The organism is Comamonas sp. BIGb0152 (assembly GCF_024809975.1).
Lineage (GTDB): Bacteria > Pseudomonadota > Gammaproteobacteria > Burkholderiales > Burkholderiaceae_C > Comamonas.
In genome coordinates, this window is sequence record NZ_JANUDY010000003.1 from 128016 (window position 1) to 148334 (window position 20319).

Annotated in this window: 20 protein-coding genes; 10 read left to right on the forward strand and 10 right to left on the reverse strand. The window is 62.9% G+C overall.

Annotation, left to right across the window (positions count from 1 at the left end; genetic code table 11):
* Positions 1–124: 124 nt before the first annotated feature.
* The 3 genes from ilvC to M2375_RS07495 form a co-directional block, all read right to left on the reverse strand.
* Complete coding sequence (gene ilvC, locus M2375_RS07485; RefSeq protein ID WP_259164939.1) at positions 125–1141, reverse strand: ketol-acid reductoisomerase; 1017 nt, start codon at positions 1139–1141, stop codon at positions 125–127.
* Positions 1142–1488: 347 nt separating this feature from the next.
* The gene (gene ilvN / locus M2375_RS07490; protein ID WP_021024891.1) at positions 1489–1980 is read right to left on the reverse strand and encodes an acetolactate synthase small subunit; all 492 of its coding nucleotides are present in this window, start codon (positions 1978–1980) and stop codon (positions 1489–1491) included.
* 144 nt (positions 1981–2124) lie between these two features.
* Entirely contained in the window at positions 2125–3915 is a 1791-nt protein-coding gene (locus M2375_RS07495; RefSeq protein ID WP_259164940.1) for an acetolactate synthase 3 catalytic subunit, read from the reverse strand.
* Positions 3916–4221: 306 nt separating this feature from the next.
* On the opposite strand from M2375_RS07495, the gene M2375_RS07500 reads away from it, so the two are divergent.
* The 6 genes from M2375_RS07500 (at position 4222) to M2375_RS07525 (ending at position 7882) form a co-directional block, all read left to right on the forward strand.
* Positions 4222–4785, forward strand: coding sequence for an RNA polymerase sigma factor (locus M2375_RS07500; protein WP_259164941.1), 564 nt, complete (start codon positions 4222–4224; stop codon positions 4783–4785).
* Complete coding sequence (locus M2375_RS07505; protein ID WP_259164942.1) at positions 4782–5219, forward strand: DUF3619 family protein; 438 nt, start codon at positions 4782–4784, stop codon at positions 5217–5219. Before M2375_RS07500 ends, M2375_RS07505 begins: the two co-directional genes overlap by 4 nt.
* Positions 5216–6133, forward strand: coding sequence for a DUF3106 domain-containing protein (locus M2375_RS07510; protein ID WP_259164943.1), 918 nt, complete (start codon positions 5216–5218; stop codon positions 6131–6133). Before M2375_RS07505 ends, M2375_RS07510 begins: the two co-directional genes overlap by 4 nt.
* A gap of 10 nt (positions 6134–6143) precedes the next feature.
* Positions 6144–6713, forward strand: coding sequence for an RDD family protein (locus M2375_RS07515; RefSeq protein ID WP_259164945.1), 570 nt, complete (start codon positions 6144–6146; stop codon positions 6711–6713).
* Between the two features lie 114 nt (positions 6714–6827).
* On the forward strand, positions 6828–7289 hold the full coding sequence (locus M2375_RS07520) for a diacylglycerol kinase (protein WP_259164946.1): 462 nt from the start codon (positions 6828–6830) through the stop codon (positions 7287–7289).
* Positions 7286–7882 carry a TIGR00730 family Rossman fold protein gene (locus M2375_RS07525; protein ID WP_259164947.1) on the forward strand — a complete coding sequence of 199 codons (597 nt, stop codon included), beginning with the start codon at positions 7286–7288 and terminating at the stop codon, positions 7880–7882. The genes M2375_RS07520 and M2375_RS07525 overlap by 4 nt, the downstream gene beginning before the upstream one ends.
* Positions 7883–7984: 102 nt before the next feature.
* On the opposite strand, the gene M2375_RS07530 is transcribed toward M2375_RS07525, so the two are convergent.
* Both M2375_RS07530 and M2375_RS07535 read right to left on the reverse strand, forming a co-directional pair.
* Positions 7985–9283: an MFS transporter gene (locus tag M2375_RS07530; RefSeq protein ID WP_259164948.1), complete on the reverse strand. Its 1299-nt coding sequence runs from the start codon at positions 9281–9283 to the stop codon at positions 7985–7987.
* A gap of 75 nt (positions 9284–9358) precedes the next feature.
* On the reverse strand, positions 9359–10309 hold the full coding sequence (locus tag M2375_RS07535; protein ID WP_259164949.1) for an ornithine cyclodeaminase family protein: 951 nt from the start codon (positions 10307–10309) through the stop codon (positions 9359–9361).
* Positions 10310–10511: 202 nt separating this feature from the next.
* Between M2375_RS07535 and M2375_RS07540 the strand changes: the two genes are divergently transcribed.
* Complete coding sequence (locus tag M2375_RS07540; protein ID WP_259164950.1) at positions 10512–11126, forward strand: helix-turn-helix domain-containing protein; 615 nt, start codon at positions 10512–10514, stop codon at positions 11124–11126.
* A 76-nt stretch (positions 11127–11202) separates the two neighbouring features.
* Here the strand turns inward: M2375_RS07540 and glnK are convergent, their stop codons facing one another.
* The 3 genes from glnK to M2375_RS07555 form a co-directional block, all read right to left on the reverse strand.
* Positions 11203–11541 carry a P-II family nitrogen regulator gene (gene glnK, locus M2375_RS07545; RefSeq protein ID WP_116925027.1) on the reverse strand — a complete coding sequence of 113 codons (339 nt, stop codon included), beginning with the start codon at positions 11539–11541 and terminating at the stop codon, positions 11203–11205.
* Between the two features lie 133 nt (positions 11542–11674).
* Positions 11675–13132: a SulP family inorganic anion transporter gene (locus tag M2375_RS07550; RefSeq protein ID WP_259164954.1), complete on the reverse strand. Its 1458-nt coding sequence runs from the start codon at positions 13130–13132 to the stop codon at positions 11675–11677.
* Between the two features lie 293 nt (positions 13133–13425).
* The gene (locus M2375_RS07555) at positions 13426–15081 is read right to left on the reverse strand and encodes an NAD+ synthase (RefSeq protein ID WP_259164955.1); all 1656 of its coding nucleotides are present in this window, start codon (positions 15079–15081) and stop codon (positions 13426–13428) included.
* 195 nt (positions 15082–15276) lie between these two features.
* On the opposite strand from M2375_RS07555, the gene M2375_RS07560 reads away from it, so the two are divergent.
* The 3 genes from M2375_RS07560 to M2375_RS07570 all read left to right on the forward strand — a co-directional run bounded on the left by M2375_RS07560 (position 15277) and on the right by M2375_RS07570 (position 18164).
* A complete protein-coding gene (locus M2375_RS07560) occupies positions 15277–16350 on the forward strand; it encodes a low specificity L-threonine aldolase (protein ID WP_259164956.1) in 1074 nt (357 codons plus the stop codon).
* 43 nt (positions 16351–16393) lie between these two features.
* Positions 16394–17635 carry a GNAT family N-acetyltransferase gene (locus tag M2375_RS07565; protein ID WP_259164957.1) on the forward strand — a complete coding sequence of 414 codons (1242 nt, stop codon included), beginning with the start codon at positions 16394–16396 and terminating at the stop codon, positions 17633–17635.
* A 331-nt stretch (positions 17636–17966) separates the two neighbouring features.
* On the forward strand, positions 17967–18164 hold the full coding sequence (locus tag M2375_RS07570; protein ID WP_259164958.1) for a CsbD family protein: 198 nt from the start codon (positions 17967–17969) through the stop codon (positions 18162–18164).
* A 245-nt stretch (positions 18165–18409) separates the two neighbouring features.
* Here the strand turns inward: M2375_RS07570 and M2375_RS07575 are convergent, their stop codons facing one another.
* Together M2375_RS07575 and M2375_RS07580 are read right to left on the reverse strand one after the other, a co-directional pair.
* Positions 18410–19099 (reverse strand): alpha/beta hydrolase, encoded by a 690-nt coding sequence (locus M2375_RS07575; protein ID WP_259164961.1) that lies wholly within the window; start codon positions 19097–19099, stop codon positions 18410–18412.
* A gap of 89 nt (positions 19100–19188) precedes the next feature.
* Entirely contained in the window at positions 19189–20115 is a 927-nt protein-coding gene (locus M2375_RS07580; protein ID WP_259164963.1) for a LysR family transcriptional regulator, read from the reverse strand.
* Between the last annotated feature and the right edge of the window lie 204 nt (positions 20116–20319).

Here is a 20319-nt window from a genome sequence, read left to right on the forward strand (position 1 = left end):
GTGGCCTACAGTGTAGCTTTTCGCCAGTGGTGCCCTGCCGGCCATGCCCATGAAAAAAGGACTGCCAAAGCAGTCCTTCGAAACAAGCTCGGCGCCGCTGCAGGCAGCGGCGGCCGGTGCCCTTTTAGTTGCGGGTCTGGTCGACCAGCTTGTTCTTGGCGATCCAAGGCATCATGGCGCGCAGCTGGCCACCCACTTGCTCGATCTGGTGATCGGCGGTGTTGCGGCGGCGGGCGGTCATCGATGGGTAGCTCAGACGGCCTTCCTGGATGAACATCTTGGCGTATTCGCCGTCCTGGATGCGCTTCAACGCATTGCGCATGGCCTTGCGCGACTCTTCGTTGATCACTTCAGGACCGGTCACGTACTCGCCGTATTCGGCGTTGTTCGAGATCGAGTAGTTCATGTTGGCAATGCCGCCTTCGTAGATCAGGTCCACGATGAGCTTGAGCTCGTGCAGGCATTCGAAGTAGGCCATCTCAGGGGCGTAACCGGCTTCCACCAGGGTCTCGAAGCCCATCTTGATCAGCTCAACCGCGCCGCCGCACAGAACGGCTTGCTCGCCGAACAGGTCGGTCTCGGTCTCTTCCTTGAAGTTGGTCTCGATGATGCCGGCCTTGCCGCCACCATTGGCCATTGCGTACGACAGGGCCAGGTCACGGGCCTTGCCGGACTTGTCCTGGTGCACAGCGATCAGGTGGGGCACGCCGCCGCCTTGGGTGTAGGTGTTGCGCACGGTGTGGCCAGGGGCCTTGGGCGCGACCATCCACACGTCCAGATCGGCGCGGGGCACGACCTGGTTGTAGTGCACGTTGAAGCCGTGTGCGAACACCAGCGACGCGCCTTGCTTGATGTTGTCCTTGACGTTGTCGCTGTACACCTTGGCGATGTCTTCGTCAGGCAGCAAGATCATGACCACATCAGCGGCCTTGACGGCGTCGTTGACTTCCATCACGGTCAGGCCGGCCTTCTCGGCCTTGGGCCAGGAAGCGCCAGACTTGCGCAGACCGACGATGACCTTCACGCCACTGTCGTTCAGGTTCTGCGCGTGCGCATGGCCTTGCGAGCCGTAGCCAATGATGGCGATGGTCTTGCCTTTGATGAGGGACAGGTCACAGTCCTTGTCGTAAAAAACTTTCATGCTTCGCTCCGTTGGTATCAGTCAAAAATGCAAACAAACACTTGTTCAAGAATCTGTATCGTCAGGGGGCCTTGCGGTGTTTCCTGACGCCAGCAAATAAGCCCCCGCTACAAAAGCGCCCAATCCTACTATGAGGGACAACCACAAGTGGGAGCCAGGGGTAGCAAAGGCATCGGCCTGTGAGTGAAGCGAATCGCATTGGCGAATCTGGGTCCAGCCGTCCTGTTCCCAGGCACATTCCGGATCCTCTTGCTGCTGCGAAGACACGACCAGCACAAGCCCCACCAGCAGCAACACCACCCCCGCCGTGTGACGGGCATGGCGCCGCAGCCGGTGACACCAGCGCATTACACGCGCAAGATGCGTTCACCGCGACCGATGCCACTGGCACCGGTGCGCACGGTCTCGAGGATGGCCGAGCGGTCAATCGCGCTCAAAAACGCGTCGTTCTTGGCCTGGTCGCCGGTCACCTCGATGGTGTAGCTCTTCTCGGTCACATCGATGATGCGGCCACGGAAGATGTCGGCCATGCGCTTCATCTCCTCGCGCTCCTTGCCGACCGCCCGCACCTTGATCATCATCAGCTCACGCTCGGTGTAGGCGCCTTCAGTCAGATCCACCACCTTGACCACTTCAATCAGGCGATTGAGGTGCTTGGTGATCTGTTCGATGACGTCGTCCGAGCCGGTGGTGGTGATGGTCATGCGCGACAGCGAGGCATCCTCGGTGGGCGCCACGGTGAGGGACTCGATGTTGTAGCCACGGGCCGAAAACAGGCCCACCACGCGCGACAGAGCGCCTGGTTCGTTCTCCAGGAGAACAGCGATGATGTGTTTCATAAGAGCAGATTCCTCTTTTCGCTACCCTCCCCCGGCGCCGGTAAGCGCAGGGCTCGGTAGACAATAGATTCGTCAGAAAGGGAAAGTCGAAGGAAAGGCGGGGGGCGCACGCATGCAGCAAGGCGCGCCCACCGGAGACGGCGTTTACAGATCGTCCGCGCCCAGCAGCATCTCAGTGATGCCCTTGCCGGCCTGGACCATCGGGAAGACGTTCTCGGTCGGATCGGTGCGGAAGTCGAGGAACACGCTCTTGCGTTCTTCGCGGGCAATGCGCCGCGCTTCACGCAGGGCCGGCTCCACGTCTTCGGGCTTCTCGATCAGAATGCCCGCGTGGCCATAGGCTTCGGCCAGCTTGACGAAGTCAGGCAGCGAATCCATGTAGCTGTGGCTGTAGCGGCCCGAATACTCGATCTCTTGCCACTGGCGCACCATGCCCAGAAAACGGTTGTTGAGCGCGCAGATGATGATCGGCGTCTCATACTGGCGGCAGGTCGCCAGCTCCTGGATGTTCATCTGCACCGAGCCTTCGCCGGTGATACAGAACACCTCGGCATCCGGCTTGGCCAGCTTGATACCCATCGCATAGGGAATGCCCACGCCCATGGTGCCCAGGCCGCCCGAGTTGATCCAGCGGCGCGACTCCTCAAAGCGGTAGTACTGCGCCGCCCACATCTGGTGCTGGCCCACGTCCGAGGTGACGTAGCAGTCCGCATCCCGGGTCATCTGCCAGAGTGTTTCGACCACGAACTGCGGCTTGATCACATCCTTGTTGCCACGGTCATAGCGCAGGCAATCGCGGCTGCGCCAGCCTTCAATGGTCTTCCACCAGTTCTGCAGCGCATCCGCATCGGGGGAGGCCACGCTCTCGCGCACCATGGCGATCAGCTCGCTGAGCACTTCCTTGCAGTCGCCGACGATGGGCACATCCACCTTGACGCGCTTGGAGATCGACGAAGGGTCGATGTCGATATGGATGATCTTGCGCTCCACCGACATGAAATGCTTGGGGTTGCCGATCACGCGGTCATCAAAACGTGCGCCCACGGCGAGCAGCACATCGCAGTTCTGCATCGCGTTGTTGGCTTCAATGGTGCCGTGCATGCCCAGCATGCCCAGGTACTTGGGGCTGCTGGCCGGGTAGGCACCCAGACCCAGCAGGGTATGGGTCACCGGGTAGCCCAGCAGGTCCACCAGGGTGCGCAGCTCTTTCTCGGCACCACTCAGCAGCACACCACCACCGGTGTAGATATACGGACGCTTGGCCGCCAGCAGCAGCTGCAGCGCCTTGCGGATCTGGCCGCTGTGGCCCTTCTTGACCGGGTTGTAGGAGCGCATCTCCACCGTCGCGGGATAGCCGCTGTAGGCCACCTTCTTGAAGGAGACATCCTTGGGGATATCGACCACCACGGGGCCAGGCCGGCCCGTGCGTGCAATGTGGAAGGCCTTCTTCATGGTCATCGCCAGATCGCGCACATCCTTGACCAGGAAATTGTGTTTGACGATGGGGCGCGTGATACCGACGGTGTCGCACTCCTGGAAGGCATCCGAGCCAATGGCCGTCGTAGATGTCTGGCCGGAGATCACGACAATCGGGATGCTGTCTGTGTAAGCAGTGGCAATACCGGTGACTGCATTCGTCAGACCGGGGCCGGAGGTGACCAGCGCCACGCCCACCTCACCGGTGGCGCGGGCAAAGCCGTCGGCGGCGTGCACGGCCGCCTGCTCGTGGCGCACCAGCACATGGTTGATGGTGTCTTGTTTGTACAGCGCGTCGTAAATGTAGAGAACCGCACCGCCGGGGTAGCCCCACAGATGCTGCACGCCTTCGGCCTGCAGTGCCTTGACCAGCACTTCAGCGCCCATGAGTTCTTGTGTTTTTTGTGCGGACTGATGCGCCGCCTGTGCCGAGTTCTGTTCGGCCTTGGACATTTCCATGATCAACCTTTGTGAATTTCTCTAACGAAAAACCTCTGGTGCTCCTTGCACGGCTCTTGTGGAGCTTGCTTGGAACTTGAGGCCACCGGACATAGGCGAGATGCTTGCGACGCCGGACCGTGACCCTTTTGCTTTTTGATGATGCTTATACATTATCGCACTGCAGCATTGCTTTGCGACACGCTGCGGATTTTTTTTCGATAGGATGCGATAATCTAAGGCTTGACGCGGTGTTTTTTGCCACACTTGGTTTATTTACCCGGGTAAAAGCGAGAAATCTCTGAATAACCACGTGTTGGGTACGATTTGGCCACTGAACGAGAACTGTCCGACTTTCTGAAAAGCGTTGAAAAGCGAGCTTTCAAGCGCTCGCTTTTTCATGTGCGCGACCAGGAAGCCGCGCTCGACATCGTGCAAGACAGCATGATGAAGCTGGCCGAGCACTATGGTGACAAGCCGCCGAACGAGCTGCCGATGCTCTTCCAGCGCATCTTGTCCAATAGCACCCTCGATTGGTTCCGCCGGCAGAAGACGCGCAATGCGCTCTTCACCACCATGAGCGACTTCGAAGGCCCCGATGACGAGGGGGAATTCAACCTGCTCGACATCTACAACGCCGACAATGGTGACACCGAGCAGAGCGCTGAAGACCATACCAACCGCAAACAAACCCTTGCATTAATAGAAAAAGAGATACAACAGTTGCCAGCGCGTCAACGCGAAGCGTTTCTGATGCGTTATTGGGAAGAGATGGACATTGCAGAGACTGCCGCAGCCATGGGCTGCTCAGAGGGAAGTGTCAAAACCCACTGCTTTCGCGCCATCCAAACCTTGAGTAAAGTGCTTAAGGCCAAAGGAATCGTGCTATGAACCGCCTAAACACCGCCCAACCCGTTGTCAATGCTGAAATCTTTGCCCGCCGCGTCACCGCTCGGCTGAGCGAAGGGCAGGCCGATCTCGACTACGACATCAGCGAACGTTTGCGAGCGGCTCGGGAGCGCGCGCTGTCACGCCGCAAGGTCGTGGCCGTGCCCGCCATCGCACGCCAGCCCCAGCAAGAAGCAGCAGCCTCCTCGGGCAAACGCAATTGGTGGCGCGCCGTGGTGTCAGCCGTGCCGCTGAGCGCCATGGTTGCCGGTCTGGCCTTCTTCAACGGCGTGCAAGCCGATGAAGGCGCCAGCGAAATGGCCGAGTACGACGCGACACTGCTGGCTGACGAGCTGCCGCCAAGCGCCTATACTGATCCTGGTTTTACCCAGTTTCTGAAGATTGCTGCCCAAAAGCAGCCCACTGACAAGCGTTGAGACACGATTACGATAACGACGAGGTAGCCGGCAGCACGCCCGCCCCTTCGACACTCCCTGTCATAGCAGCCAGTATTTTGCTGGCTGCTTTTGCTGTTGTGGGCCTGTATGCCGGCAACAAGGCCAGCAATATCTATGGCAGTGCCGCCAGCGACCTGGTCAGCGCCAACAGCGTGACCCGCTCCACCAGCCCCCGCAACGAAGGCCCCAGTTGGGACGCGCTGGACGACGACCAGCGGACGATACTGGCGCCGCTGGAAGAGCAGTGGAACTGGCTGACCACCCAGCAAAAAAGCCGCTGGACCATGATTGCCGACAGCTTTGACGATTTTTCGCCCGAAGAACAGTTGCGCATTGCCGAGCACATGAAGGAATGGGCCAAGTTCAGCCTGTCCGACCAGAGCCGCGCCCGGCTGAACTACTCCAACATCAGCAGCCTGTCGGCCGAAGAAAAACGCCAACTTTGGGAAGACTACCAGGCCTTGAGTGCCCGGGAGCGCCGGCGTCTGGCCCAGGGCAGCGCGCTCTACCCCGGTGGCGTGGCCTTGGCACCGCGCCCTACGGCCCGCAGCACGGGCCGCCTGGTGCGGGTGCCCGCTGCCGCCATCAACCCCAACCGCGCCAACCCGCCCAAGATTCTGCCGCCGCCCGAAATCCGCGTGCAGTCGCGTGGCATGGTCACCCCCGTGGAAGTGGGACCCTTGAGCGGTCCGGCGCCCGCACCGCCACCGGCCCCAAACACGCATGCTGCACCCGCGCCCGCGCCTGCAGCACCGGCGGTGGAAATTGCGCCCATCCAGATGCCCGCACCGGTCACCCCCTCCCCCCTGCCCCCGCTGGAGGGGCAGAGCCGCCCACCGGCTGGCGAATCGCAGTCGCGCACCAGCGACAGCCCTGTGCACCCGCCCACCTGATACTGGCAGCATGCAGCCCGACACCCGCCCAGCAGCGCAGCCCCCCAGCCCCACGGCCACCAACCCATTGTTGCGCGCACCACGTCTGGCGCGGCGCATGGCCTGCTGGCTCTACGAGGGCATGCTGATGTTCGGCGTGGTCTTCATGGCCGGTTACCTCCACAGCGCGCTGAGCCAGTCGCGCCATGCGCTGGACAACCGCCACGGCCTGCAGCTGTTCCTGTTCATCATCTTTGGCATCTACTTCAGCTGGTTCTGGCACAAAGGCCAGACCCTGGCGATGAAGACCTGGCATATCCGCATCGTCAGCCGCAGCGGCCAGCCTTTGACGCAGGGCCGCGCACTGCTGCGCTACGTTTGCAGCTGGCTGTGGTTTCTGCCCCCTCTGGTGCTGAGCCTGCCCTTTGGCCTGCCGGTGCGTGAAATCCTGGTCTTGCTCAGCGGCTGGGTCGTACTCTGGGCGCTGGCCAGCCGGCTGCATCCGCAAGGCCAGTTCTGGCACGATGCCCTGGCCGGCACATGCCTGGTCAGCGCCGAGCGCCCTGCCCCGACCCTGCCCACACCCCGCCCGTCGGCATAGGCCGCTGCCCCGCCACGGCCTGCTGTGGCGGCGGATGCAAAAATGGAGCGCCCGCCGGCAATGCTGCAGTGCAATAATGTGGTCTGCTTGGCCCCGCCTATGCCATGATGGCGCATGACCATGCCCCCCATGAACCAGCCCGATCCCCACCCAGCCGCAGACCCCACCACGCCAGCGCACAGCCTGGCTGACATCCATGCCGCCAATCCGCAAAAAAGCCGCAGCGGCCTGACACGGGTCTGGCATGCAGCCGGTTATTCGCTGCAGGGTTTGCGCGCAGGTTGGGCTGAAAAAGCCTTTCGCCTGGAGGCCATGCTGGCCCTGGTGCTGCTGCCGGTGTCCATCTGGCTGGCCCGGGATTGGCGCGAATGGGCCCTGCTGATCATCCCGGTTTTCCTGGTGCTGATCGCCGAGCTGCTCAACACTGGCATCGAGATGGCGATGGACCGTTTTGGCCCCGAATGGCATGTGCTGGCCAAGAAGGCCAAAGACATGGGCAGTGCGGCCGTGTTCCTGGCCCTGGTGCTGTGCGCAGCGGTATGGCTCCCTGCCTTGTATGAAAGATTGCTGAAATGACAAATTCCCCTAGCTTCTCGATGTGTGTTTACTGCGGCTCGCGCCCCGGCAAGCTCGATGCCTTTGGCGCCGCAGCGCAGGCGGTGGGTCACTGGATCGGCAGCCACGGCGGCCAGCTGGTCTACGGCGGTGGCAAATCCGGCCTGATGGGCACGGTAGCCCGTGCCACGCGCGAGGCGGGCGGCCGGGTGGTCGGCGTGATTCCCAAGGCCTTGGTGGACCGTGAACTGGCCAACGAGCTGTGTGACGAGCTGCATGTGGTCACTACCATGCATGAGCGCAAGGCCATGATGGCCGAGCGCAGCAATGCCTTTATCGCCATCCCCGGCGGCATCGGCACCTTTGAAGAGCTGTATGAGATCTGGACCTGGCGCCAGCTGGGCTACCACGACAAGCCCATTGGCATCCTCAATGCCCATGGCTACTACGACGGCATGCTGCAGTTTCTGCAGCAGTGCGTAGGCCAGGGCTTTATGGACGACTGGCAGATGGGCCTGATCAAGAGCGGCATTGACCATGGCGCCTTGCTCGAGCAGCTGGTGGAAGAAGCCGGTCTGTCGCGCCAAAGCGATTCCCTGCGCGAAGTCATTTAAGGCAGCATGAAAAAAGCGGCCCTTGTGCAGGGCCGCTGTGGGTGCTTTGCCACCTGCGGTCAGCCGGTATGAGGCCGACCGTCAGCCGCTGTCAGGCATGGCTCAGTCGTTGTCCGCCACGGTCTTGGCAAACGCAATACCAATCAGCGATATCACGGCCGTGCCCAAGATGTACCAGGCCACCGGTACCCAGGAGCCGTTGTACTTGTTGAGCAACCAGGTGGCCAGCAAAGGGGCCGTGCCGCCGGCCAAGGCCGCACCAATCTGGTAGCCCAGGGTGATGCCGGTATAGCGCACGCGGGTCGAGAAGATCTCCGAGAATAAGGTGCCCAGCACTGCCGTAATAGGGGCCCAAACAAGACCCAGGCCAATCACGGTCGCGATCACCAGCGAAGTCATCGTGCGCTGCTCCAGCAGCATGAAGTACGGGAAGGTGAAGGCAGCCATCACCAAGGTGCCTGCGACAAACATGCGCTTGCGGCCAATGCTGTCGGACAGGCGCCCCATGATGGGGATCATCACGGTAGTCAGCAAGGTGGCAATGGTGACCGCATTGAGCACCGAGATGCGCTCAAAGCCCAGGCTGGCCGTGCCGTAGCTGACGATGAAGGTCGAGAAGATATAGAACGGCGCAGTCTCCACAAACTTGATGGCCACCGCCACCAGCACCGCACGCCAGTGGTAGCGCAGGGTCTCGACCAAGGGGATCTTGGCCACATTGCCGCTGGCCTTGGCCTGCTTGAATGCCGGGGTCTCATCAATCCCCTTGCGGATCCACAGGCCCAGGAACACCAGCACGGCGCTCAGCAAAAAGGGAACGCGCCAGCCCCAGGCCAGAAACTGCTCATCGGGCAAGGTGCTCATCAAGGTGATGGACAGCGTTGCCAGCACCATGCCGATGGTCACACCCATCTGCGGCACGCTGCCAAACAGGCCTTTGCGGTTCTTCGGCGCATATTCGTAGGCCAGCAACAAGGCCCCGCCCCATTCGCCACCAATGCCCAGGCCTTGCACCAGGCGCAGCACGATCAGCAAGATGGGCGCCCAGATGCCGATCTGCTCGTAGCCCGGCAGCAGGCCGATCAGCACCGTCGCGCCGCCCATCAAGGACAGGGTGATCACCAAGGTCTTTTTGCGCCCGATGCGGTCACCAATGTGCGAGAAGATGAAGCCGCCCAGCGGGCGGACAAAGAAGGTCAGCGAGAACGTCAGGTAAGACAGCATCAGCCCCACGACCGGGTCGGCCGTCGGGAAGAACACCTTGCCAAACACCAGGGCTGCGGTGGTGGCGTACAAAAAGTAATCAAACCACTCGATGGAGCTGCCCATCAGACTGGCAATCAGTACTCGCTTATTGGTGGCCGCAGTCGTCGCTGCAGGCTCGGTCGTAGAGGTGCGCATGGCAGGATGTGAATCAGATAGCAAAAGAAAATGGGAAGGACCGGAGCCCGCAGAGCGGGCCCCCGGCTCAGCGTGTCAGCGGCGTGCTGCGGTATAGGCGTCAAAAGCCAGTGAGGCGGCAGCCAGGTCTTCCAGCGCTGTGCCCACGGCCTTGAACAAGGTGATCTCATCGGCACGGCTGCGGCCCGCATGCTGGCCCCGGCACAGCTGCTCCAAGGTGGCGGCCAGCTGGCGCTTGTCCCAGCTGCCGCTGGCGATGGGCGCAAGGATATCGCCCGCCTTCGTCAGCGCCTCAGGGGTATCCACAAACACAGTGGCACGGGCAAAGCAGGCATCATCGCTCTCGCGCATCGCGGGCGTAAAGCTGCCGATCAGATCCAGGTGCACGCCCGGTTGCAGCCATTCGCCGCGCACCAAGGGTGCCGTGGACAAGGTGGCGCAGCTGATGATGTCAGCCCCGCGCACGGCCTGCTCCAGGTCCGTGGCAACCGAGGCATCCATGCCCTGTGCCTGCAAGCGCGCCACCATCGCCTGCGCGGCCTCGGGGCGAATATCCCAGACCAGCACCTGCTGGATATCGCGCACACAGCGGTAGGCATCGGGCAACAAGCTGGCGACGCGGCCGGCACCCAGCACCAGCAAGCGCTGGGCATCGGGCCGGCTGAGCCAGCGCGCAGCCAGCGCGGAGGCCGCTGCCGTGCGGCGCGAGGTGATGGCATCACCATCCAGCACCGCCAGGGGCGCACCGGTGGCCGCGTCATACAGGATGAACACCGAATGCAGACCGGGCAGGCCCAGCGCCTGGTTGCCCGGGAAAATGGACACCGTCTTGACCCCTATGCGCTTGCCAGTCTGCCAGGCGGGCATCAGCAGCATGATGCCGTCTTGCGCCGGCGTTGCGCCGGCAATCGGGTGGTTATGGCGCAAGGGCACTTCGCAGTCCTCGATGAACATCTGCTCAAGGCAGGCTACCAAGGCCGCCATGGGCAGGTGCTGTGTGGTGTGGGACGGGTCCAGGATCTGCATACGGAGGCGTTGAATATCTACTAAAGAGAAATAATTTTCGTATACGAAATTTAATGTAAATTAAGAGAAATTTTTTCCAAATATGCATCTTTTTGCCTAGGGTTTACCCCAGAATCTGAGGCAAAAAGCGGCAACAGCCACTGCCGCCTCCCACCGGCCTGCACACTGCCACCTACACTGGCGTGCACCACAAGAGCCCCCTATGCCCCACGCCCCCTTGCCCCACCACAACACTGGCACCGATGCCACCACCGATGTGCTGGCCACCAAACTGCGCCTGCTGCGGCGCAACGCCGATCTCACCTTGCAGCAGCTGAGCCAGCGCTGCGGCATCTCCGCGTCTGCGCTGTCCAAGATCGAGCACGGCCAACTCTCCCCCACCTATGAAAAGATTGCCGCCCTGGCCCGTGGGCTGGAGGTGGATGTGGGCGAACTCTTCAGCCCCTTGCAACAAGCGGGGCTGCGTGCCCGGCGCAGCGTCACCCGCCGGGGTGAGGGCTTGGTCCACCCCACGCCGCAGTACGTGTATGCGCTGCTGCATGCCGACCTGGCGGACAAGCGCTTTATCCCGCTGCTGACCACCATCAAGGCCCATGAGCGCAGCGCCTTTCCCCAGCTGCTCAGCCACGATGGCGAAGAGATGCTGTATGTGCTGCAAGGCACCGTGGTGGTGCATACCGACAGCTATGCGCCGCTGGAGCTCCATGCAGGCGACTCCTGCTACTTCGACAGCGTCATGGGCCATGCCTGCATCTCCGGCGGGGGGGAGGATGCGCAAGTGCTGTGGATCTGCTCGCACGCCACGATCAAGCCTTGATGCCAGGACAGATCCGGGCATGAAAAAAGCGCCTAGGTCACCAGGCGCTTTTTGCGGGACAGAGGTACGGCTGGGATCAGACCGCTGCTTCGTCCAGGTCCCCGGTGCGGATGCGGATCACGCGCTCGATCTCGGTGACAAAAATCTTGCCGTCACCGATCTTGCCAGTGCGCGCGGCGTTGACGATGGCGTCCACACAGCGGTCCACGTCTTCGTCTTTCACAGCGACTTCGATCTTCACCTTGGGCAGAAAGTCCACGACATATTCAGCACCACGGTACAGCTCGGTATGGCCCTTCTGGCGGCCAAAACCCTTGACCTCGCTGACGGTCAGACCGGTTACGCCCACATCCGCCAGAGCTTCGCGCACTTCGTCCATCTTGAAAGGTTTGATAACGGCGGTAATCATTTTCATAAAGCGCTCCTGAGATGGGCATACACACGCCGCGCAGGCAAGCCACGCAGCAACTGGGGCTATTGTGCGTCAAGATTCCGCCGCCAGCACCTCCGGGGCCAAATCTCCCGGCACCGGCTGGCGACGGCTCTGGCTAGGCGCCATCCAGACGCAAGTCCAACCTAGCGGCCAGCGCCTGGCTCTGCGCATTGAGGCCCCGCACCTGCACGGCGCTGCCATGCTTGCGCAGGCGTTCACGGACCTTGGCAAGCGCCTGCACGGCGGTGATATCCCAGAGATGCGCCTGGCCCATGTCGATGCACACGGGCCGGCCTTCGATCTCGCGCACATCAAAGGCATCCACCAGCAAATCGGCCGAGGCAAAAAACACCTGGCCGCGCACCGCATACACCAGCTGCGCATCCCCACTGCGCTCTATCTGCAGCAGCTTGGAGACCTTGAACATAAAGAACACGCCGCTGAGCAGCACGCCCACCGCCACACCGGCGGCCAGGTTGTGGGTGGCGATGGTGACCACCACGGTGGCCAGCATGACCAGGCTCGACAGCTTGGGATGCCTGAGCAGCGCGCGGGCCGATCCCCAGTCCAAGGTGGAGGCCGACACCATGACCATGATCGCCACCAGCGCCACCACCGGGACCTGGGCCACCCAGGGCTTGAGCAGCACCATCAAACCCAGCAAGAAGGCGCCCGCAAACAAGGTGGACAGCCGACCACGCCCGCCATAGCGCACATTGCTCACGCTCTGGCCGATCATGCCGCAGCCGGCAATGCCGCCAAAGCAACTGGCCGCTACATTGGCCAGGCCCAGCCCCGTGCATTCGCGGTTCTTGCCGCTGGGCGTGTCGGTCTGCTCATCCACCACGCTGGCTGTCATCAAGGATTCGAGCAGGCCGACCATCGCAATCGCCAGCGCTGGCAGCGCAATCAGCTGCAAGGTCTGCAGTGAGAACGGCACATCGGGCAACGACCAGCTGGGCAAGGTATCGGGCAGGTGCCCCAGGTCAGCCACGGTCTTGAGGGGCAGGTCCAGCGCATGGGCCACACCCGTCAATACCAAAATGCAGATCAGCGGCGACGGAATGGCCATGCTGATGCGCGGCAGGCCATAGATGATGACCAGGCCCAGCGCCAGCATGGCCCAGGTGGCGCCATTGGCCCCCAGCAGATGCGGCAGCTGGGCCGCAAAGATCAGAATGGCCAGCGCATTGACAAAGCCGGTGCGCACCGAGCCCGAGACAAAGCGCAGCAAGACGCCCATGCGCAACCAGCCAAACAGCATCTGCATGGCGCCCGCCAGCAGCCCCGCCGCAAACAGGTACTGCAGGCCATGGGCCTGCACCAGGGGCGCAGCCACCAACGCGACCGAGCCCGCAGCGGCCGACACCATGGCCGGCCGCCCGCCTGCAAAAGCGATCACGATGCTGATCACAAACGAGGCGAACAGACCCACCGAAGGATCCACACCGGCGACAAAAGAAAAGGCAATGACCTCGGGAATCAGTGCAAAGGTGGCCACCGCACCGGCCATCAGCTCGCGCGGCACGCTCGGCGCCCACTGGGCGCGAAAATAATGAAGAAAAGGGGACATGGCAAAGCGCGCACCCGGCAGCACCGGGTGCAGCTCCAAAAAAAGACGGAGGAAATGCGGCGGCGCAGGCGGGCCGCGCGATGCCGCAATCAAAGAAAGAGAGGGACGCGCCCCGCCCTATGGCGGATTGAGCCGCGAGAAGCCGGACTGGCGCGTGGCGACCTGGCGCGCGATGCGTGCGCGCACAAAGCTCAGGAAACGCGCAGCCCCCAGCCGCCCCGCGTCAGGCGCGAGGGATGGGCAGGTACAGCGCATCCAGGGCATGGGTAAGACGTGGGGAACGGCCTGGCCGTTCACCCCCGGAAACCGTTGGTGATGGGGTAGCGCCAGTCGCGGCCAAAACCCCGGGCCGACAGGCGTGGGCCCACTGCGGCCTGGCGGCGCTTGTATTCGTTGATGCGGATCAGGCGCACCACCCGCTCCACATCTGCGCGGGGGTAGCCGGCCGCGACGATGCTGTCGATATCGGCGTCCTGCTCCATGTAGCGCGCGATGATGGCATCCAGCACCTCATAAGGCGGCAGGCTGTCCTGGTCCTTCTGGTCGTGGCGCAGCTCGGCGCTGGGCGGGCGGGTGATGATGCGCTCGGGAATCGGGTTGCTGCCGGTGCCATAGGGGTCATGGGCATTGCGCCAGCGTGCCAGTTCAAACACGCGGGTCTTGGGCACATCGCGCAGTACCGCAAAGCCACCTGCCATGTCGCCGTACAAGGTGCAGTAACCGGTGGCCATCTCGCTCTTGTTGCCGGTGGTCAGCACTATGGTGCCAAACTTGTTCGATAAAGCCATCAGCAAGGTGCCACGGATGCGGGCCTGCAGGTTTTCCTCGGTCGTGTCTTCGGCTTTGCCGGCAAAATCCTGGGCCAGCGCGGCCTTGAAGGCCTCAAACTGCGGCGCAATCGAGATTTCCTCATAGGCCACCGACAGGCGCTCGGCCATCTCGCGGGCATCGATCCAGCTGATGTCCGCCGTATAGGGCGAGGGCATCATCACCGTGCGCACCTTGTCTGCGCCCAGGGCATCGACCGCAATGGCCAGCACCAGGGCCGAATCGATGCCGCCGGACAGGCCCAGCACCGCACCCGGGAAACCGGTCTTGCCCAGGTAATCGCGCACCGCCACCACCAAGGCCTGCCACAGCTGCTGGTTGGTGTCGCCAGGCTGGGCGATGGGGCCGGACAGCTGCAGGCCCGTGGCCGTGGCATCGACTTGCACCGTCAACAGATGCTCGTCAAAACCAGGCGCACGGGCTGCCACCGTGCCATCGGCGTTCAGCGCAAACGAGTGGCCGTCAAACACCAGCTCATCCTGGCCGCCCACCAGGTGGGCATAGACCAGCGGCAAACCGGTCTCGCGCGTGCGCTCGGCCAGCAAGGCTTCGCGGTGGCCGGGCTTGTCCATCTGAAAAGGCGAGGCATTGATAACCGCCAGCAACTGCGCGCCGGCCGCCTTGGCCGCGCGTGCGGGCTGGCTGGCCCAGGCGTCTTCACAGATCAGCAAGCCAATGCGGCTGCCGGCCACCTCGAACACGCAGGTCTGCGAGCCTTCAACAAAGTAGCGGGTCTCGTCAAATTCGCGGTAGTTGGGCAGCAGCTGCTTGCGGTAGCTGGCCAGCACCTGGCCGGCACGCAGCACGCTGGCCACGTTGTAGCAGCGCCCATGCGCCGCATGCTGTGCCGCCTGCGGGTGACCCAGCACGACGGTCAGCTCCGGCCACTGCCGGCTGGCCTCCAGCACCTGCGCCACAGCGGCATCGCAGGCCGCCAGGAACGAGGGGCGCTGGAACAGGTCTTCGGCGGCATAGCCACAAATGCCCAGCTCGGGGGTCAGCAACAGCTGCACACCCTGGGCAGCGGCCTGGGCTGCGGCATCAATGATCTTGCGGGCATTGCCCGGCATATCGCCCACGACAAAGTTCAGCTGGGCGCTTGCAATGGAAAATTGGGACATGGATGGTTCAAGGGCTATGGGCGGCGCAACGGGGCCACAGGGCGCATGGGCAAGGCCCGCGCCTGGTGCAGCCAAAGAGTCTAGCCTACAAAGCCGCAGCCCTCAGGAGCAGCGCGCAAATCCCGCCAATCCGGGACAGCTGGGGCGCCGTTTAGGGGCAGAATCCGTCTTTTGCACCACTACCCGCAGCGTCCCATGAACTTTGGCAGCGACAACCAAGCCGGCGTCTCCCCCCGCATCCTGCACACCCTGGTGGAGGCCGCCAGCGGCATCCAGTCCGCCTACGGCAATGACGAATGGAGCCAACGCGCCGAGCAGATGCTGGGCGAGGTGTTCGGCACCGCCGTCAAGGTGTTCTTTGTCACCACCGGCACGGCGGCCAATTGCCTGGCGCTGTCCACCATCGCCCAGCCCTGGAACGCCGTGGTCTGCCACCACATGGCCCATATCGCGGTGGATGAAAACAGCGCCCCCGCCCTGTTCACCGGCGGCGCCAGCCTGCTGCCCATGGCCACGGACAACGGCAAGATCAGCGCCGAAGACCTGGCCGCCTTTGTGGCCCGCACGCCCCATGACGCGCCCCACAACATGGTGATCAGCGCGCTGAGCGTCTCCCAGGTGACCGAGAACGGCTTGGTCTACCAAGCGCAGGAGCTGACGGCGCTGGCTGCGCAAGCCCATGCGCTGGGCCTGCGGGTGCATATGGATGGCGCGCGCCTGGCCAATGCCATCGCCGCGCTGCAGTGCCACCCCGGCGACATCAGCTGGCGCGCCGGTGTCGATGTGCTGAGCCTGGGTGCCTCCAAGAATGGCGCATTGATGGCCGAGGCCGTCGTGTTCTTTGACACCGCGCTGGCCGACAACTTCGCCTTGCGCATCAAGCGCAGCGGCCAGCTGGTCTCCAAAAGCCGCAGCATCGGCGCGCAGTTCTGCGCCTGGCTGGCCGATGGCCACTGGCTGGACCTGGCCCGCCATGCCAATGCGATGGCGGCCAAGCTGTCGGCCGCGCTGGTCGCCACGCCCGGTATACGCCTGAGCTGGCCCACCCAGGCCAATGAAGTGTTTGTGCTGATGCCCATCGCGCTGTATGAGCAGCTGCGCGCCCAAGGCGTGCGCTGCTCCGACTGGTATGCCAGCAGCGTGCCGGCCGGCACCGTGGTGCAAGCGGGCGAAGTGGTCGTGCGCTTTGTCACCTCCTGGTCGAGCACCAACGAGGAGGTGGCTGCGCTGATGGGCCTGGTGGAAGGCCATCCGCGCAAGGCCGCATAACCTGCCCCATGCAGCGGCGCGGCAGGCAGACCACAATCGGGCCATGACCTCGCTGCCTGCCGCTTCTTCGCCCGCCCCCCTCCCCGGCCCCACGCTGGAGCTGCGTATCTTGCAAAGCATGGCCGAAGTGGATGCCAAGGCCTGGGATGGGCTGCTGGCTCTGCAGGAGCGCCCGACACCCTTTATGCGCCACGCCTATCTGCGGGCGTTGGAGGACAGCGGCAGCGCGACGCTGGACAGCGGTTGGCAGCCTTGTCATTTGAGTCTGTGGCAAGGTGAGCAGCTGGTGGGTGCCTGCCCGATGTACCTCAAAAGCCATTCCTATGGCGAGTATGTGTTTGACTTTGCCTGGGCGCGGGCCTATGCCGAGCATGGCCTGGACTACTTCCCCAAGGCGGTCATCGCCGTGCCCTTTACGCCCGTGCCCGGCAGCCGCCTGCTGGTAGCCGATGAAACACTGCGTGCGCCGCTGCTGCATGCCGCCACCCAGTTTTGCGAGCAGCAAGATATCTCGTCGCTGCATTTGCTGTTTGGCAGCGGCGCCGATCTGCAGGCGGCCGCGCACAACGCGCTGATGCAGCGCGAGAATGTGCAGTTCCACTGGCGCAACCGCCGTGCCGCCACCGCGGGCGATGCCAGCGCTGCGCACGCCAGCCCCTACGCCGATTTCGATGATTTTCTGGGCGCGCTGCAGCAGGAAAAGCGCAAGAAGATTCGCCAGGAGCGGCGTAAGGTGCAGGAGGCCGGTGTCACTTTTCGCCATGCGACTGGCGCGCAGATCAGCGATGCGGACTGGGCCTTTTTCTACCAGTGCTATGAGCGCACTTATCTGGAGCATGGCAACGCGCCCTACCTGACCCCGGCCTTCTTTGACGCCATGCGCACGCAGATGCCCGAGAACTGGCTGCTCTTTATCGCCGAGCGCGAGGGCCGCGCCATCGCCGCCAGCCTGATTGCCATTGATGCGCCAGGTACGGCGCCGCGCCATGCCTATGGCCGCTACTGGGGCGCGCTGGAGAGGGTGGACTGCCTGCATTTCGAGGCCTGCTACTACCAGCCCATCGAATGGTGCATTCGCCATGGCCTGCACTGCTTTGAAGGCGGTGCGCAAGGCGAGCACAAAATGGCGCGCGCGCTGATGCCGCTGCGCACGCCCAGCGCCCATTGGCTGGCCCATGCCGGCTTTGCCCAAGCGGTAGAGCGCTACCTGGACCGCGAATCGCAGGGCATGGCCGCGTACCAGCGCGCACTGCAGGACCACAGCCCGCTCAAGTCGCCATCCTGAACGCAGTCCTGTCGCCCTGACTGCATTTTCTAGGGGTCCTCTGCATAACCCTCGCCAAGCGGGATGGACGCGGATCGGGATGAGACGTAAGGCGTCTTTTGCAGTCAATAGCTGTAGCTATTGACAAGGAAGACAACGCAGCGGATCGCCCGAGCCCGCGTTCAGACCACGGCAGGGAGTTTTGCAGAGGGTCCCTAGGGCCTCAATTTGTAATTAGTGTTTTAGCATGCTGTCGGCGGAGTCGCACAGCAAGCACAAGGCTGCACTGACAAGACCGCGCCATGGCGTTGCGCACAATGGCTACACATTGACCAACCCAAGGAGTATTGCAATGAACAAAGACCAAGTCGTAGGCAAGATCAAGGACCTGGCCGGTGAAGCACAAGCCGGCGTCGGCAAGGCCATCAACAGCCCCAGCCAAGTGGCCAAGGGCAAGGCGCTGGAAGCCGAAGGCGAAATCCAGAAGAAGGCCGGCGATGTGAAAGAGGCCGTCAAGGACGCTGCCGACGCCGCCAAGAAGCGCCTGTAAGGCCAGAGGTTCATCGGGGGTGTAACAGCCCTATCGATGAACGTCACCAACACATACAAATTTTGAATCTGAGTGGCTTAAATTAAGGCAATATAAGCCCATTGATTCAACGGAACCCCTCCTTGGCCAGCATTCATTGCTGGCATTTTTTTGCCCAAAAAATGGCGCATGCTTCACGCACCAGCGGCCTGGCTTGGCCCGCCCTGCTTGCACAAATAGGTGGACTGCGGAGGAGAGGTTAAAAATCAGGCGGCAGCCTGGGCCTGCACAGGCGCCAGCGCGGCCAAGGCGCCCAGCAGCGCCCAACCCAGCGGCCATTCGCCATGGCCAGATTCCACATTGATATGGCCGGCCGATGGCACCCGCACAAAGGTACTGCCCCAGCTTTTGGCATAGGCACTGGCCATGCGGATGGGGCAATAGGGATCGTTGCTGCTGGCGGCCACAATGCTGGCAAAGGGCAAGGTGTTGGCGGGCACGGGCGTGAAGTCTTCAAACAGCGCGCGGCGCTCCGGGTCGGCGGGTGCGACAAACAAGGCACCCGCAATGGCGCCTTCACGCTTGTCGCGCAACTGCTCCACCGCATGCACGCTGGCGATACAGCCCAGTGAATGCGCGACCAGGATGACCGGGTGCGGCGCAGCCGCAATGGCCGCCTCCACACTCGCCACCCAGGGGCTGCGATGGGGCTGCAGCCAGTCTTGCTGCTCCACCCGCAGGGCGCCGGCTATGCGCTCCGCCCACAGGCTTTGCCAATGGCCGGGGCCCGAGTTGCGCCAGCCCGGCACGATGACCACCGATACCGCAGCACCCGTTTCGGCCTCGCCGCGCCAGCCAGGCTGCACAGGCGCCTGGCCCTGGCGCTCTGCGGCCGCAATGGCTGCATGGCGTGGCGGGGTGGGGGATGGGATCGTGACAAGACAGGCACCGGACATGGATGCATTGTCAAAGCAGGCCCTTAGATCAACAACGACTATTTTTTAGTATTGTTATTTCCAAAAATAATATCAACGCAGATGAACCCTCAGGTCCCATCGTTTTGGCCGATCCGCTGCAGCGGCAGGTTCTCCCCCATAAAGTCCAAAAATGCGCGCTGTGCCGGTGCCATATTGCGGCGCGAGACAAAGGCCGCATGCAAAATCCCTTCGGGAATGCTCCAGCCCGTCAGCAGCTCCACCAGGTCGCCATTGGCGACTTCGTCACGCACCATGGCCGCAGGCATCCAGCAGGCGCCAATGCCGTCGAGCACCGCGTACTTGAGGGTCACCAGGTCATCGGCCACATAGCGCGCCTGGTGGTGGATGGTCACATGCTCGCCTTCGGGCCCCACCAGCTGCAAGGTGCTGTTGCCATCGGCGCTGGTCAGCGACATGGTCGGGAGCTTGCTGCCCAGATCCTGCGGCGTCTGCGGCACGCCATGCACCGCCAGCAGCTCGGGGCTGGCCACCAGGCGCTGGCGCGTCATGCCCAGGCGCTTGACCACCAGGCTGCCGCTGTCGTTGAGGTTGGCGCGCACGCGCAGGGCCACATCAATCCCCTCTTCAATCAGGTTGATGGTGCGGTTGGTGACCAGCATCTCGATGCGCACCTTGGCATAGGTGCGCAAAAAGGCGGGCAGCAGCTTGCCGACTGCGCCTTGGGCCAAGGTCACGGGGCAAGACACGCGCACGGTGCCCGAAGGCTCACGCTGGGTCTGCTCCATCTCGGCCTGGGCATTTTGCGCCGCCTCGCGGGCCGTTTGGGCATGGCGCAAAAAGGTCTCTCCGGCATCGGTCAGGGACAGCCGGCGCGTCGTGCGCTGCAGCAGCCGCACGCCCAACTGCGCCTCCAGATCGGCGATGCGGCGCGACAGGCGCGACTTGGGCACCCCCAGCGCCCGTCCTGCCGCAGCAAAGCCTCCGCGCTCTACCACTTCGGCAAAGTAGTACATGTCGTTCAGGTCGTATTTCATGGTCGGTGGCGGGCGTTTGCGAAGGGGCGGTAACACGGCCTGCGCGGGCAGCGAGGCTGCAAAAAGTCTGCCCATCATAGTTCTAAAAATAGAACAATCAAACCCCATTTCAGGGCGCAATCGGACGCTGTGGCGGTGACAGAATCAGGCCATTGGCAAATATGCTGCAGTCGCAGCAAAAGCCTGTCATTTACCGAGCTGATT

What these genes read in the sequence shown, in the direction of transcription:
- M2375_RS07555 (WP_259164955.1), bottom strand. Translation starts at nt 15,081, where the DNA reads ATGTCCCAATTTTCCATTGCAAGCGCCCAGCTGAACTTTGTCGTGGGC.
- M2375_RS07495 (WP_259164940.1), bottom strand. Translation starts at nt 3,915, where the DNA reads ATGGAAATGTCCAAGGCCGAACAGAACTCGGCACAGGCGGCGCATCAG.
- glnK (WP_116925027.1), bottom strand. Translation starts at nt 11,541, where the DNA reads ATGAAAATGATTACCGCCGTTATCAAACCTTTCAAGATGGACGAAGTG.
- M2375_RS07550 (WP_259164954.1), bottom strand. Translation starts at nt 13,132, where the DNA reads ATGTCCCCTTTTCTTCATTATTTTCGCGCCCAGTGGGCGCCGAGCGTG.
- M2375_RS07565 (WP_259164957.1), top strand. Translation starts at nt 16,394, where the DNA reads ATGACCTCGCTGCCTGCCGCTTCTTCGCCCGCCCCCCTCCCCGGCCCC.
- M2375_RS07570 (WP_259164958.1), top strand. Translation starts at nt 17,967, where the DNA reads ATGAACAAAGACCAAGTCGTAGGCAAGATCAAGGACCTGGCCGGTGAA.
- M2375_RS07540 (WP_259164950.1), top strand. Translation starts at nt 10,512, where the DNA reads ATGCCCCACGCCCCCTTGCCCCACCACAACACTGGCACCGATGCCACC.
- ilvN (WP_021024891.1), bottom strand. Translation starts at nt 1,980, where the DNA reads ATGAAACACATCATCGCTGTTCTCCTGGAGAACGAACCAGGCGCTCTG.
- M2375_RS07520 (WP_259164946.1), top strand. Translation starts at nt 6,828, where the DNA reads ATGACCATGCCCCCCATGAACCAGCCCGATCCCCACCCAGCCGCAGAC.
- M2375_RS07515 (WP_259164945.1), top strand. Translation starts at nt 6,144, where the DNA reads ATGCAGCCCGACACCCGCCCAGCAGCGCAGCCCCCCAGCCCCACGGCC.
- M2375_RS07580 (WP_259164963.1), bottom strand. Translation starts at nt 20,115, where the DNA reads ATGAAATACGACCTGAACGACATGTACTACTTTGCCGAAGTGGTAGAG.
- M2375_RS07525 (WP_259164947.1), top strand. Translation starts at nt 7,286, where the DNA reads ATGACAAATTCCCCTAGCTTCTCGATGTGTGTTTACTGCGGCTCGCGC.
- ilvC (WP_259164939.1), bottom strand. Translation starts at nt 1,141, where the DNA reads ATGAAAGTTTTTTACGACAAGGACTGTGACCTGTCCCTCATCAAAGGC.
- M2375_RS07575 (WP_259164961.1), bottom strand. Translation starts at nt 19,099, where the DNA reads ATGTCCGGTGCCTGTCTTGTCACGATCCCATCCCCCACCCCGCCACGC.
- M2375_RS07535 (WP_259164949.1), bottom strand. Translation starts at nt 10,309, where the DNA reads ATGCAGATCCTGGACCCGTCCCACACCACACAGCACCTGCCCATGGCG.
- M2375_RS07505 (WP_259164942.1), top strand. Translation starts at nt 4,782, where the DNA reads ATGAACCGCCTAAACACCGCCCAACCCGTTGTCAATGCTGAAATCTTT.
- M2375_RS07530 (WP_259164948.1), bottom strand. Translation starts at nt 9,283, where the DNA reads ATGCGCACCTCTACGACCGAGCCTGCAGCGACGACTGCGGCCACCAAT.
- M2375_RS07560 (WP_259164956.1), top strand. Translation starts at nt 15,277, where the DNA reads ATGAACTTTGGCAGCGACAACCAAGCCGGCGTCTCCCCCCGCATCCTG.